The sequence below is a fragment of the Plesiomonas sp. ISS29 genome, from assembly GCF_056522795.1.
This window is the reverse complement of record NZ_JAWRZQ010000001.1, coordinates 2,681,276-2,694,429: the sequence shown is the minus strand read 5'-3', so window position 1 is coordinate 2,694,429 and position 13,154 is coordinate 2,681,276. Positions and strand designations below refer to the sequence as shown.

At 48.6% G+C, this 13,154-nt stretch carries 14 protein-coding genes; 10 read left to right on the top strand and 4 right to left on the bottom strand.

Translation table 11 applies throughout. From position 1 onward, the window contains the following. Positions 1-223: 223 nt before the first annotated feature. From AC1HDJ_RS12065 to AC1HDJ_RS12050, 4 genes are all read right to left on the bottom strand, one after another. Positions 224-1,591, bottom strand: coding sequence for an AmpG family muropeptide MFS transporter (locus AC1HDJ_RS12065; RefSeq protein ID WP_479536012.1), 1,368 nt, complete (start codon positions 1,589-1,591; stop codon positions 224-226). Between the two features lie 224 nt (positions 1,592-1,815). Next, positions 1,816-2,145: a hypothetical protein gene (locus AC1HDJ_RS12060; protein ID WP_479536011.1), complete on the bottom strand. Its 330-nt coding sequence runs from the start codon at positions 2,143-2,145 to the stop codon at positions 1,816-1,818. 95 nt (positions 2,146-2,240) lie between these two features. After that, the gene (locus tag AC1HDJ_RS12055) at positions 2,241-2,783 is read right to left on the bottom strand and encodes a peptidylprolyl isomerase (protein WP_479536010.1); all 543 of its coding nucleotides are present in this window, start codon (positions 2,781-2,783) and stop codon (positions 2,241-2,243) included. A gap of 91 nt (positions 2,784-2,874) precedes the next feature. Next, on the bottom strand, positions 2,875-3,453 hold the full coding sequence (locus AC1HDJ_RS12050; protein ID WP_479537136.1) for a YajG family lipoprotein: 579 nt from the start codon (positions 3,451-3,453) through the stop codon (positions 2,875-2,877). A gap of 354 nt (positions 3,454-3,807) precedes the next feature. Here AC1HDJ_RS12050 and bolA point away from each other — a divergent pair, with 354 nt between their 5' ends. The 10 genes from bolA to dinB all read left to right on the top strand — a co-directional run bounded on the left by bolA (position 3,808) and on the right by dinB (position 13,064). Beyond that, positions 3,808-4,137 (top strand): transcriptional regulator BolA, encoded by a 330-nt coding sequence (gene bolA / locus AC1HDJ_RS12045; protein ID WP_479537134.1) that lies wholly within the window; start codon positions 3,808-3,810, stop codon positions 4,135-4,137. Between the two features lie 611 nt (positions 4,138-4,748). Further along, entirely contained in the window at positions 4,749-6,092 is a 1,344-nt protein-coding gene (locus AC1HDJ_RS12040; RefSeq protein WP_479536009.1) for a Na(+)-translocating NADH-quinone reductase subunit A, read from the top strand. 5 nt (positions 6,093-6,097) lie between these two features. Beyond that, the gene (locus AC1HDJ_RS12035) at positions 6,098-7,342 is read left to right on the top strand and encodes an NADH:ubiquinone reductase (Na(+)-transporting) subunit B (RefSeq protein WP_479536008.1); all 1,245 of its coding nucleotides are present in this window, start codon (positions 6,098-6,100) and stop codon (positions 7,340-7,342) included. Further along, positions 7,335-8,114, top strand: coding sequence for a Na(+)-translocating NADH-quinone reductase subunit C (locus AC1HDJ_RS12030; RefSeq protein WP_479536007.1), 780 nt, complete (start codon positions 7,335-7,337; stop codon positions 8,112-8,114). The genes AC1HDJ_RS12035 and AC1HDJ_RS12030 overlap by 8 nt, the downstream gene beginning before the upstream one ends. Next, positions 8,107-8,736, top strand: coding sequence for an NADH:ubiquinone reductase (Na(+)-transporting) subunit D (locus tag AC1HDJ_RS12025; protein ID WP_479536006.1), 630 nt, complete (start codon positions 8,107-8,109; stop codon positions 8,734-8,736). The genes AC1HDJ_RS12030 and AC1HDJ_RS12025 overlap by 8 nt, the downstream gene beginning before the upstream one ends. A 6-nt stretch (positions 8,737-8,742) precedes the next feature. Further along, positions 8,743-9,339 carry an NADH:ubiquinone reductase (Na(+)-transporting) subunit E gene (gene nqrE, locus AC1HDJ_RS12020; protein ID WP_438635327.1) on the top strand — a complete coding sequence of 199 codons (597 nt, stop codon included), beginning with the start codon at positions 8,743-8,745 and terminating at the stop codon, positions 9,337-9,339. Between the two features lie 23 nt (positions 9,340-9,362). Continuing rightward, positions 9,363-10,586, top strand: a complete 1,224-nt coding sequence (gene nqrF, locus AC1HDJ_RS12015) for an NADH:ubiquinone reductase (Na(+)-transporting) subunit F (RefSeq protein WP_479536005.1) — start codon at positions 9,363-9,365, stop codon at positions 10,584-10,586. Between the two features lie 9 nt (positions 10,587-10,595). Then, positions 10,596-11,624 (top strand): FAD:protein FMN transferase, encoded by a 1,029-nt coding sequence (locus tag AC1HDJ_RS12010; protein WP_479536004.1) that lies wholly within the window; start codon positions 10,596-10,598, stop codon positions 11,622-11,624. A 9-nt stretch (positions 11,625-11,633) separates the two neighbouring features. Next, on the top strand, positions 11,634-11,855 hold the full coding sequence (gene nqrM / locus AC1HDJ_RS12005) for a (Na+)-NQR maturation NqrM (protein ID WP_479536003.1): 222 nt from the start codon (positions 11,634-11,636) through the stop codon (positions 11,853-11,855). Between the two features lie 153 nt (positions 11,856-12,008). Further along, positions 12,009-13,064 carry a DNA polymerase IV gene (gene dinB / locus AC1HDJ_RS12000; protein WP_479536002.1) on the top strand — a complete coding sequence of 352 codons (1,056 nt, stop codon included), beginning with the start codon at positions 12,009-12,011 and terminating at the stop codon, positions 13,062-13,064. Positions 13,065-13,154 lie beyond the last annotated feature (90 nt).

Sequence of the window (13,154 nt, the reverse complement as noted above, 5' to 3'; positions counted from 1 at the left end):
TATAAAAATGTGGTTGCAGGAACACTGCAAAACGGCGCACATAATAAAAGCCCTTCCTGCTAGAGGGAAGGGCTTAAGTGATACGTATCGCGATTTTTGTGATGACTTGCGCAATCGATAACGTTATTTGTGATTTAAGTCACTTTATCTCGCGGTGTTTTTTGTACAGCGTTGTCGATACCTGCCATACCCGTGAGGTGAATGATACTGAGGCTCACCTTGTTTACTCGGGTTGTTGTTTTGGTGGTGATTCAGGATCACGGGTTAATGCTGAAAAACGTTTACCCACGTAAATTAGCAGCAACAAACCGGGGATCACCATCAGGGAGGTGCAGATAAAAAACAGTGACCAATTACCATGCAGGCGGTCAACCATTTCACCGCTAAACGAAGAGAGCGTGGTGCGGCCTAAATTTCCCAGCGATGAAAGTAACGCATATTGAGTGGCCGAAAATGCCCGCCCACTCAGCCAGCTGAGGAAAGAGACAAACGCAACCGATGAGAAGGCACTGGTAAAGTTATCAACAATAATGGTGGCGGCAAACAGATGCTCATTCGGGCCGACGGTCGCAATCCAAGCAAACATCAGATTGCTGCCCGCCATCGCGATGCCGCCAATCAATAAACCACGCACAATACCAAACCGAACATTCAGCGCGCTGCCCATCAATGTAAAGACCACCATGGCAAACCAGCCAATCAGCTTTGAGTAGTGGGCAATCTGTTCATTACTAAAACCGATCTCTTTGTAGAAGGTGATCGACATCCGGCCAAGAAAGGCTTCACCAATTTTAAACAAGAAGACAAAACTGATAATCGATAGCGCAATTGACGTACCATTGCGGCGGAAAAACTCGGCAAAAGGCTCAATCACGGTGACGGCAAGCCAAGTGATAATCCGGTTATTGTGCAGGCGTTTTGCATACTGCTGTTCGGCTTCTGCCTGCAGGTGTTCGCGGCCAGTTTCTGGCTCAGGTGCCAGCAACACACCACACAGCCACACAAGGCTGATAGCGGCCATTCCCAGATACACATGTTGCCAGCCGTAGCGGTCGGCATAACTAAATGCGAGATAGCCCGGCAGTGAGTAACCGGTCCACCACCCAATGACCGCCATGGCCGAGCCTTGTGGCAGTAGTGCTTTGTCACGGTACAGGGTATCAATCCGGTAGGCATCAATGGCGATATCTTGTGTTGACGAAGCAACGGCAATGGTGAAGGCCAGCACCGCTGTCCATAACAGCGAATTGGCTGGATTTGTAAATGCGATACCCACCGTTGCCAGCAAAATAAACAGTTGCATCAAGCAGATCCAACTGCGGCGCTGCCCGAGTCTGGCATGCAGGAAGGGTAACTTTACGCGGTCAATCAGCGGCGCCCACATAAAGTGAATGGCATACACAACAAAAATGGAGCCGAAAAAGCCGATTGTTGAACGCGAGATCCCCGCATCTTGCAGCCACCCGCTCATACTTGAGCCAATCAGCACCCACGGAAAACCGCTGGCGCAGCCCAGAAGAAAAATCCAGAGTAGCCGGATATCGGCATAGCTTTTCAGCATATTTCGCAGGCTTGAGGCGGATGATGGCATACAGAGGGTACTCTCTTTAACTTTGTGTCAGTCAAAACAGTGCTAAATGCGAATAGTTAGCAATAAAGCAGACGCTCAGGACTATAAGTGATGATTTGTCTGAAAGGCTAGCACTATTGGGCTAGAGAGTGAAAGCTAAGGTTTTTACCGTATTTAAACGATAGGGCCTGTTTTTACTTTTTACTGCAGATTTTACAGCGCGGCATTTGCCCTGTTTTTGTGGATCAGGGGCGAATGCCCCTGATGGTCGAAGGAAGAGGGGCTTGCTCACTTAGCGTTGCAATGCAGGCTTGCAACCGTGTCCGCAAGAAACGGTTACCACGCAGGCTTGTTAGTGGTGTAGCTTCCAGCAGCGCCATTGCGTACCAGAAAGCATGTTCACTGGCGGTCAGCGGCGCATCTTCATTGTAGTTATCCGCCCACCAGTGGTGCAGAATATCATCACAAAAAAGCTGTAATTTATCCGGTTCAGCACAGCCGAGCAGAATTAACCGCAACTGGTTGGCGAGCGCCTCACGGTACAATAGACTAAATGCATCAGCAGAAACCGGCATAATAACTCCTTTTTCTTTCGGAAAATGCTTTCTGAAAAAAAGTAACCAGAGCTAAAAAATCAGAGCATCACAATCGGCTTGCTCTGCTGACAGAATTAGCGCGTTACGCTCACTTTTTCAATGATAATCGGTGTTTCTGGTATATCGGCCATACCGCCTTTGCGGATGGTGCTGACTGCGGCAATTTTTTCCACAACATCCATGCCTTTTATTACCTCACCAAATACAGCATAACCTGGTCGGCCGGGCACATTATCCAGCATCGTGTTGTTGCTGACGTTGATAAAGAACTGGCGTGTTGCTGAGTCAGGATCTGATGTTCTGGCCATCGCAATGCTGCCGTAACGGTTGGAGAGCTTGTTGGCTGACTCGTTAACCACTGGCTCGTAGGTTGGGCGGGGGCGTAACTCGGCATCCATACCGCCGCCTTGGATCATAAATCCGGCAATAACACGGTGAAACTGTGTGCCGGCATAGCTACCATCATCGGCATAACGTAAAAAGTTGGCAACTGTCTTGGGCGCGGCTTTTTCATTCAAATCGATCACAATCTCACCCTGATTGGTGGTCAGTGTGACAGTCGGTGCTGCCCATGCAGCACCAGCCCAACAAGCTAGCAGCAAAATAAGTTTTTTCATCGTAATTGTTATCCTGTTTTTGCTTTTTTGCCCTATTTAGTCGGCATAGGGCAGGGGGAATCGGTCAATAATGCGGGCTGAATCGCGTAAATTACGCACTTTGCCGGATATAAGTATTGATACTGTCATCTTGAGCCATATCAGTGATCACCGAGGTTAGCACCTCATTAATGGCTTTGCTGATATCCTCATTTTTTGCACCGAGCGGGCCTTGTACCGTATAGCTGGCACGGAACTCTTTAATCATCTCACCTTTACTGGTGCGGGTGATCACTTTGACCTTTGCCTTGGTGGTGATGTTGTGGCGCAAATTGCCTTCTTGCACATCGGCATACACTTCAACCGGAATGATTTGCAACGAGGCTTTGCCATTATCGCCCAGCATATAGCCGCGTTTTTGCATCTGCTTTTCCAGTGTCTCTTGTAGCAGGAAGCGAATATCACGCGAAGCATACAGTGGCTCAGGCTTTCCTTCAGAGCGGCGAACCATCGCTAGATAAGGCTGTAGGCGCTGATCCGAGCTGTTGACCGAAATGGTCGCGCCCATCAGTGTAGGGTCTTGTTGTGGCAGGGCAATCGGCGGGTTAACGGCAATAGAGTTGGTTGGCTGGTTGATACAACCGGCCAGTGTCGCGACCGCAATCAGGGGAAGAATGACCTTTTTTAGCATTTTCATACTGCGCAAATCCTTAGCGTAAAGATAACGTAAAACCAATTCTGCATCATAAACAACCGTTTCTGCAGGGAAAAGAGCGTAGAGAGATTAATTTTACCTGTGGGGGGAGCGGGGCGTGGTTCTGCGTACAAGGTCGCTCTTTTACTTTCACATAATCCAGCTATGTGCAATTCAGCCTCGGCAGAGCCAGCTGCATAGGTGAAGGCGCTGAATCCTGCTATTCTGCTCTTTAATTGCGCCGATTGCTGCGTGCATGTTTAGGTTCGTTATTATCACCCTATTATCATGTTCTTAGCCCATGTTTTACTGCAGAAAGCCTATTTTAAAAGGAATATCACTATGCTCACTATGATGTACGATCAGATTGTTGCCAAACTTACCGCAGCATTTTCTCCTGCTTTTTTACAGGTGACAAACGAAAGCCATCAGCATAATGTGCCGGCCGGTTCAGAGAGCCATTTTAAGGTGGTTATCGCCTGTGCTCAGTTTGAGGGGCAGCGTTTACTTACCCGCCATCGCGCAGTCAATACGGTGTTGGCCGATGAGTTAGCTAACCATATTCATGCTTTAGCGTTGCATACATATACTCTGGAAGAGTGGCAAAAGGCAGCAGAAAATGTTCCGCAGTCACCGGCGTGTCGCGGCGGCAGTTTAGCCGATCGCATTGAGAAGCCGTAATATTGCACTTAAATATTGTACTTACGCTCTGCCCGTTTTTATCCCGCGATACAGATGTTTTTATCCTGCCCAACGCGCTCACTGGTGTTGTGAGCGCTGTTAAAATTAACATAACAGAATGTTAGTAACTATCTCTCTGTAAACTCAGGGAAAATGACACTTATTTGTTTTGTTAAAACCACGTTTCATTTTATGTATTGCTAAATATTTCACCTATTATTTTTTGTGTGATAATAAAACAGTGCTTTTAATGTTTGCAGGTTGAGGTGTTGATCACATTATTGAATATTGGTCACTCTAAACCCCTATTTTCACCTCAATTTTGTGCCGTTTACAGCAGAGTTAACCACTTTCAGAATGGCATCAGGGGAGGCAAAAATGCTAAAATGCGCCCCTTGTAATAGGTTTACATCTGTTACGGCTGTAGCGAAAGTTTTAAAGAGTTCAACAGCGGGAGCTGCGGTGAGCTAACTGTGAAATGGTTGGATGATTTTTGCGAAATAGCTTAGATAAACCCCAATTCCCTACAGGCTCGGGTGAAGGACGTCAGGATGTCGTTTCTTGCTCGGACAAATCTTTCTTTCCTTCCCGATAAAGTAGTGCTAGTGAATATGATTACAATTACAAAGGGTCTGGATCTCCCTGTTGCGGGTGTACCGACGCAAGTAATCCATGATGGTCCGACCATCAACCAAGTTGCTACGCTAGGCGAAGAGTACATTGGTATGCGCCCTACCATGCATGTGCATGAAGGGGATGTGGTAAAAAAAGGTCAGGTTCTGTTTGAAGACAAAAAGAATCTTGGCGTGAAATTTACCGCACCTGCCAGTGGAACCGTGGTTGCTGTCAACCGTGGCGCTCAGCGTGTTCTTCAATCTGTTGTGATTGCCGTTGAAGGCAATGAGCAGGTCACTTTTACTCAATACCCGATTGAGCAACTGAGCTCGCTGGATCGCCAGCAAGTAAAAGATAACTTGATCGAGTCAGGTCTGTGGACTGCACTGCGTACTCGCCCGTTTAGTAAAGCGCCGGCGGTAGACAGTGAAGCTGTAGCCATTTTTGTTACGGCAATGGATACCAATCCATTGGCGGCTAATCCTGAAGTGGTGATCAACGAGCAAGCCGAAGCCTTTGTGCACGGCCTGACCGTATTGACTCGCCTCACTGACGGCAAAGTGCACCTGTGCAAAGCACCAGGCGCAAAAATTCCGTTCACTACGGATGCTCAGGTTGTGATTACCGAGTTTGCAGGCCCTCATCCGGCCGGTTTAGCGGGTACTCATATCCACTTCCTTGAGCCTGTTAGCCTGAATAAAACCGTGTGGAGCATCGGCTATCAAGATGTGATCGCTGTCGGTAAGCTGTTCACCACCGGTGAGTTGCACACTGATCGTGTGATTGCGCTGGCTGGCCCGCAGGTGAAAAACCCACGTTTGCTGCGTACCTGTATCGGCGCAAGTGTTGATCAGCTGATCAAGGGTGAGCTGAACGACGGTGATAACCGCGTAATTTCCGGTTCTGTATTGAACGGGACGATTGCCGCAGGTCCACACGCCTTTTTAGGCCGTTTCCACAATCAGATTTCTGTATTGTTGGAAGGGCGTGAAAAAGAGTTCATGGGCTGGCTGGTACCGGGTATCAATAAATACTCTGCGACCCGCACAACACTGGCGCATTTGTTCAAAAAGCATCTGTTCAAGTTCACCACGGCAACACAGGGCAGTGAACGCTCTATGGTTCCGATTGGTAGCTATGAGCGCATTATGCCGCTGGACATTCTGCCAACGCTGTTGCTGCGTGATCTGATCGTAGGTGATACCGATGGTGCTCAGACACTGGGTTGCTTAGAGCTAGATGAAGAAGATTTGGCGCTGTGTACCTTTGTGTGTCCTGGCAAATATGAATATGCCCCAATCTTGCGCGATGTACTGACCAAGATTGAGAAGGAAGGTTAATCGAGATGGGTTTGAAACACGCTCTTGAAAAGCTCGAACATCATTTTGAGCCTGGCGGCAAGTTCGAAAAGTTCTATGCCGTATATGAAGCTGTTGCCACCATTTTCTATACGCCGGGTACGGTAACTCGTACTTCTGCTCACGTCCGTGACGGGGTAGATTTGAAGCGTATTATGATCATGGTATGGGTTGCTGTTTTCCCTGCCCTGTTTTGGGGTCTGTATAATGCCGGTGCACAAGCGATTTTAGCGCTGAACCACCTGCACGGTGCAGAGCAACTGGCACAAGTGGTTGCGGCTGACTGGCACTACTCACTGGTGGAATTGCTGGGCGGCTCAATGACCGCTGTGGATGCGGGCTGGGGCAGTAAAATGCTGCTGGGCGCAACCTATTTCCTGCCAATTTTTGCCGTGGTGTTTGCTGTTGGTGCAACATGGGAAGTGCTGTTTGCGATTGTTCGCGGCCATGAAGTTAACGAAGGCTTCTTCGTAACCTCTATCCTGTTTGCGCTGATTGTTCCGCCAACACTGCCATTGTGGCAGGCAGCATTGGGTATCAGTTTCGGTGTGGTTGTTGCCAAAGAGATCTTTGGTGGTACTGGCCGTAACTTCTTAAACCCTGCACTGGCTGGCCGTGCATTTCTGTTCTTTGCCTACCCTGCGCAAATTTCAGGTGATTTGGTCTGGACCGCGGCTGACGGCTTCTCAGGTGCAACAGCACTGTCTCAGTGGGCAAGTGGTGGCCAAGGTGGCCTGATCCACAATGCAACAGGGCAGGCTATCACATGGTTTGATGCTTTCCTTGGCAATATCCCAGGTTCTATCGGTGAAGTTTCGACGCTGATGATCCTGCTGGGTGCGGCATTCCTGATTTATATCCGTGTGGCTTCATGGCGCATCATTGCCGGTGTGATGATCGGTATGGTGGTCTCCTCTACGCTGTTTAATCTGGTCGGCTCAGCCACTAACCCGATGTTTGCCATGCCTTGGTACTGGCATCTGGTACTGGGTGGCTTTGCGTTCGGTATGGCATTTATGGCCACAGACCCGGTTTCTGCCTCTTTTACCGATAAAGGTAAATGGTGGTACGGTGCGCTGATTGGTGTGATGGCAGTACTGGTTCGAGTGGTTAACCCAGCGTACCCAGAAGGTATGATGCTGGCGATTCTGTTTGCTAACCTGTTTGCACCGATTTTTGACTATCTGGTGGTTCAGGCAAACATTAAGCGGAGGAATGCGCGTAATGGCTAAGAGTAACGATAGCATCGCCAAAACGCTGCTGGTGGTTATTTCCCTCAGCTTGGTGTGCTCCATTATTGTTGCCGGTTCTGCGGTAGGCTTAAAAGCCACACAAATCGAGCAAAAACAGCTGGATAAGCAACGCAACATTTTATCTGTTGCCGGTTTGCTAACTCCTAACGTGAACGTAAAAGAGACCTTTACCCAGTTTATCGAACCGCGTTTGGTTGATCTGGCGACCGGTAGCTTTGTTGAGGGTGATGCAGCAACGTTTGATCAGCGTGCGGCGGATAAAGATCCAAAGCAAAGCATCAGCATTCCATCAGATCAAGACAAGGCGAAGATTAAGCGCCGTGCCAATGTATCTGCTGTGTATCTGGTGAAAAATGCTGAAGGTAAAGTGACAGAAGTGGTTCTGCCAGTACACGGTACTGGTTTGTGGTCAATGATGTACGCTTTCCTCGCCGTTGAAACTGACGGCAACACCGTAAAAGGCATCACCTATTATGACCAAGGGGAAACTCCGGGTCTGGGCGGCGAAATTGAAAACCCGAACTGGCGTAAGCTGTGGGTAGGCAAGAAGCTGTTTGATGTTGACGGCAAACCGGCAATTCACATTGTCAAAGGGGCAGCACTGCCAAACGATCCGTATGCGATTGATGGCTTATCAGGTGCAACCCTGACCGGTAACGGCGTGCAAAACACGTTTGACTATTGGTTAAGCGCCAACGGCTATGGTCCGTTCCTGACCAAAGTACGCGCTGGAGAGTTGAACAATGGTTGATAACAAAGAAATGAAAAAGCTGCTGGTCGGCCCGATCATGGACAACAACCCGATTGCACTGCAAATTCTGGGTATCTGTTCTGCATTGGCTGTAACCACCAAGATGGAAACCGCGTTTGTTATGACGCTGGCAGTAGCCCTTGTTACTGCGTTCTCCAACTTGTTTATCTCACTGATCCGTCATCATATTCCAAACAGTGTGCGTATTATCGTCCAAATGGCGATTATCGCATCACTGGTTATCGTGGTGGATCAGCTGCTTAAGGCGTATGCCTATGAGATCTCTAAGCAGCTATCGGTATTCGTTGGTCTGATTATCACCAACTGTATCGTAATGGGCCGTGCTGAAGCCTATGCCATGAAGTCACCGCCGATGGAAAGCTTCATGGACGGTATCGGTAATGGTTTAGGTTACGGCGCTATCTTGCTGGCTGTTGCCTTTATCCGTGAACTGATCGGTTCAGGCAAACTGTTTGGTATGCCAGTACTGCCACTGATTCAAGATGGCGGCTGGTATCAGAGTAACGGCCTGTTCCTGCTGGCACCGAGTGCGTTCTTCATCATTGGTGGCCTGATTTGGGCAATCCGTACTTATAAGCCTGAACAGAACGAGAAGGAATAACGACAGATGGAACATTATATCAGTCTGTTTGTTCGCTCTATTTTCATTGAAAATATGGCGCTGGGCTTCTTCTTGGGGATGTGTACCTTCTTGGCTGTATCCAAGAAAGTGGCAACCTCATTTGGTCTGGGTATTGCTGTAACGGTTGTACTGGGTATTGCCGTTCCGGTTAACAACTTAGTCTTTAACCTGATCCTAAAAGACGGAGCACTGGTTGCTGGCGTTGATCTGACCTTCCTGAGCTTTATCACCTTTATCGGTGTTATCGCTGCACTGGTACAGATTTTGGAAATGGTGCTGGATAAGTTCTTCCCACCTTTATACAACGCGCTGGGCATTTTCCTGCCGTTGATCACCGTAAACTGTGCGATCTTCGGTGGCGTATCCTTCATGGTGCAACGTGACTACAACTTCACAGAATCAATTGTGTATGGTGTAGGCTCCGGTATCGGTTGGATGCTGGCTATCGTGGCACTGGCAGGTCTGCGTGAGAAGATGAAGTACTCCGACGTACCAAAAGGTCTGCGTGGTTTAGGTATTACCTTTATCACCGTAGGTCTGATGGCGCTGGGCTTTATGTCTTTCTCCGGTATCCAGTTGTAATCAGGGCGTAGTAGGAACATACGATGGAAATTATTCTTGGCGTAGTCATGTTCACCCTGATCCTGCTGGCGTTGGTTCTGGTAATTTTATTTGCCAAATCCAAGCTAGTAAGCTCTGGTGACATTACGATTGAAATTAACGGCGATCCAAACCTGACCATTAAAACCCAAGCTGGCGGTAAGCTGCTGGGTGCACTGGCCGGCAACGGGATCTTCGTCTCTTCCGCCTGTGGCGGCGGTGGCTCTTGCGGTCAGTGCCACGCCAAAGTGCTGGAAGGCGGTGGCGATGTGCTGCCAACTGAACTTTCTCACATCACCAAGCGCGATGCAGCCCAAGGTTGCCGTTTAGCGTGTCAGGTGAACGTGAAAGAGAACATGAAAATCGAATTGCCAGAAGAGATCTTTGGCGTGAAGAAGTGGGAATGTGAAGTTATCTCTAACGATAACGTTGCCACCTTCATCAAAGAGCTGGTGATTGCGATTCCGGAAGGGGAAGAAGTGCCTTTCCGTGCCGGTGGTTATATCCAGATTGAAGCGCCAGCGCATCACATCAAATATGCTGATTTTGATGTGCCGCAGGAGTACCGCGAAGATTGGGACAAGTACAACCTGTTCCGCTATGAGTCTGTGGTAAAAGAGCCGATTATTCGTGCTTACTCAATGGCGAGTTATCCGGAAGAGAAAAGCATCATCATGCTGAACGTGCGTATCGCTACGCCACCGCCAAGCAATCCTGATGCACCTCCGGGTCAGATGTCCTCTTTCATCTGGTCATTGAAAAAGGGTGATAAAGTCACTATTTCTGGTCCATTTGGTGAATTCTTCGCCAAAGAAACCGAAAATGAGATGGTCTTTATCGGTGGTGGTGCGGGTATGGCGCCAATGCGATCCCACATTTTCGACCAGCTTAAGCGTTTGAAATCCAAGCGTAAGATGACCTACTGGTACGGTGCGCGTTCTAAGCGTGAAATGTTCTATGTTGAAGATTTCGACATGCTTGCCGCTGAGAACCCGAACTTTACCTGGAATGTAGCGCTGTCAGATCCGTTACCGGATGACAACTGGACAGGCTATACTGGCTTCATTCACAATGTAATTTATGAAAATTACCTGCGTGATCATGAAGCACCGGAAGACTGCGAATACTACATGTGCGGCCCGCCGATGATGAATGCTGCGGTCATCAAAATGCTCAAAGATCTGGGCGTTGAAGATGAAAACATTTTGCTGGATGACTTTGGTGGTTGATTCACTGACATGTTAGTAAAAACTAAGCAATGGCTAGCCCTGGTCGGGCTGGCCTTTTTTCTAAGTGGGTGTAATGACAGCACGTTAAACGAGCAAGTCAACCTGCAAGGCCAAACGATGGGTACGTACTACTCCATCAAGTATTTGAATCAAAAAGATTTACCAACGCAAGATTCCATACAAGCTGAAATTGATAAGCGTCTTGAACTGGTTAACGATCAGATGTCGACTTACCGGCCAACCTCTGAACTGAGCCGCTTTAACAGCAGCACCGAGGTAAATACCCCGTTTGCGGTTTCTGCCGATACCGCTAAAGTAGTGCGTGAGGCGCTACGTATTAATCAGATAACTCATGGCGCGCTGGATGTCACGGTTGGGCCACTGGTTAACCTGTGGGGCTTTGGCCCAGAAGGGCGACCAGACAAAGTGCCATCAGATGATGAGCTGGCCAAGCGCCGTGCCCGTATTGGGATTCAATATCTGTCAGTACAGGGTAATGCACTGGTGAAAGGCATTCCTCCGCTGTATGTTGATCTCTCTTCCATCGCCAAAGGCTTTGGGGTTGATCAGGTGGCCGAATATCTGGCTTCATTGGGTATTCAAAACTACATGGTTGAAATTGGTGGTGAAGTGCGCCTTAAAGGGCACAATAGCCAAGATAAACCGTGGCGTATTGCGATAGAAAAACCGGTAGCTGGAACAGAACAAACCGCACAAGAGATCATTGCGCCGCTCAACATGGCAATTGCCACTTCTGGTGATTATCGTAACTATTTTGAGCAAGATGGTGTCCGTTTTTCGCATACCATTGATCCGCGTACCGGAAAACCTATCCAACATAAAATGGTGTCAATCACCGTGATTGCACCAACCTGCATGGAAGCGGATGGCCTATCGACCGGCCTGAACGTATTGGGTGAAGAAGAAGCACTCAAGGTGGCGAATCAGCACAATATTGCTGCATTCATGGTGATTAAGACCCCAGAGGGTTTCACTGAAGTGGCCTCTGAAGCCTTTAAACCTTATCTGCAAAAATAAGGAGCAGGTATGACTACGTTTATCGCAACTTTTGCCGTGTTCATGTTAGTTATTGCGGCAATGTCTATCGGTTACATTATCAAACGCAGAAGCATTCATGGCAGCTGTGGCGGTATTGCCAATCTAGGCTTAGAGAAAGTGTGTGATTGCCCAGAGCCTTGTGACAACCGTAAAGCGAAAATGGCTGAACAAGCACGTCTGGAAAAGCTGCAACAAAACCGTATTATCTGACACTCTATTCGATATTCTGTCTGATATTTGCCATGTAAGGTGACTCCTCCTGTATCGTACGGGGGGAGCTGCCATGAATATCATGTTTTACTGATTGAGCATTGATCCTCTTTTCGCATCATTGTATATTTATACAGTGGTTTAGGGGGTGGCATGCGCAAAATTATTCATATAGACATGGACTGCTTTTATGCTGCTGTTGAAATGCGGGATAACCCGACATTACAACATGTGCCCTTGGCCATTGGTGGCCGCCGAGAGCGGCGTGGCGTGCTCAGTACCTGCAACTATGTCGCCCGCAGTTTTGGCTTGCACAGCGCGATGCCTACCGCTCAAGCCTTTAAACTTTGCCCGCATTTGACCCTGCTCCCAGGGCGGATGGATGTCTACAAACGAGTATCGCAACAACTGCACGCTATCTTTCGCCGCTATACCGATAAAGTTGAGCCTCTATCGCTTGATGAAGCCTACCTTGATGTTACCGATTGCACTTTGTTTCAGGGGTCTGCCACATGGATAGCCGAAGATATTCGCCGCGCGATTCGTGATGAGCTGCAACTGACCGCTTCTGCCGGTGTTGCTCCGGTGAAGTTTTTAGCCAAAATTGCCTCTGATATTAATAAGCCCAACGGCTTATATGTGCTGCGCCCAGAGCAAACCGCTGATTTTGTGGCAACATTGCCGCTGAAAAAAATTCCCGGAGTCGGGAAAGTGTCGGCACAAAAACTGGCCGACATGGGGCTGTTTATCTGCGCTGATGTTCAGCGCGTACCGCTAACTCTGCTGGCCGATAAATTCGGTAAAATGGGGCAGATGCTCTGGCAGCGTTGTCAGGGTATCGATGATCGAGAGGTTAATGCAACAAGGCAACGCAAGTCAGTCGGCGTTGAGCGCACGCTAGAAGAGGATATTCACTCGCTTGAGGCGTGCCAGCAGATAGTCCGCGATTTGTATCCTGAACTCGAGCGGCGGCTGAGTCAGGCCAGTGAATCGTTGGCGATTGCACGACAAGGTGTGAAGCTTAAATTTTCAGATTTCCAACTGACAACCCAAGAGCATGTCTATCCGCATCTTGATCAGCAGGATTTACTGCAACTGGCCGAATCTATCTGGTCGCGTTGTGAAGGGCGGGGCGTACGTTTGGTTGGGTTGCATGTCACCTTGATAGATCCGCAACTGGTGCGTCAGTTAGCTCTGCCGTGGAGCTAAATCGCGTTATTAGGATAAAAAACAGGCCACCCGAAGGCAGCCTGTTAATAGTGCTAATGATAAAATATGTTACCGGTAAACGTGGTCAGT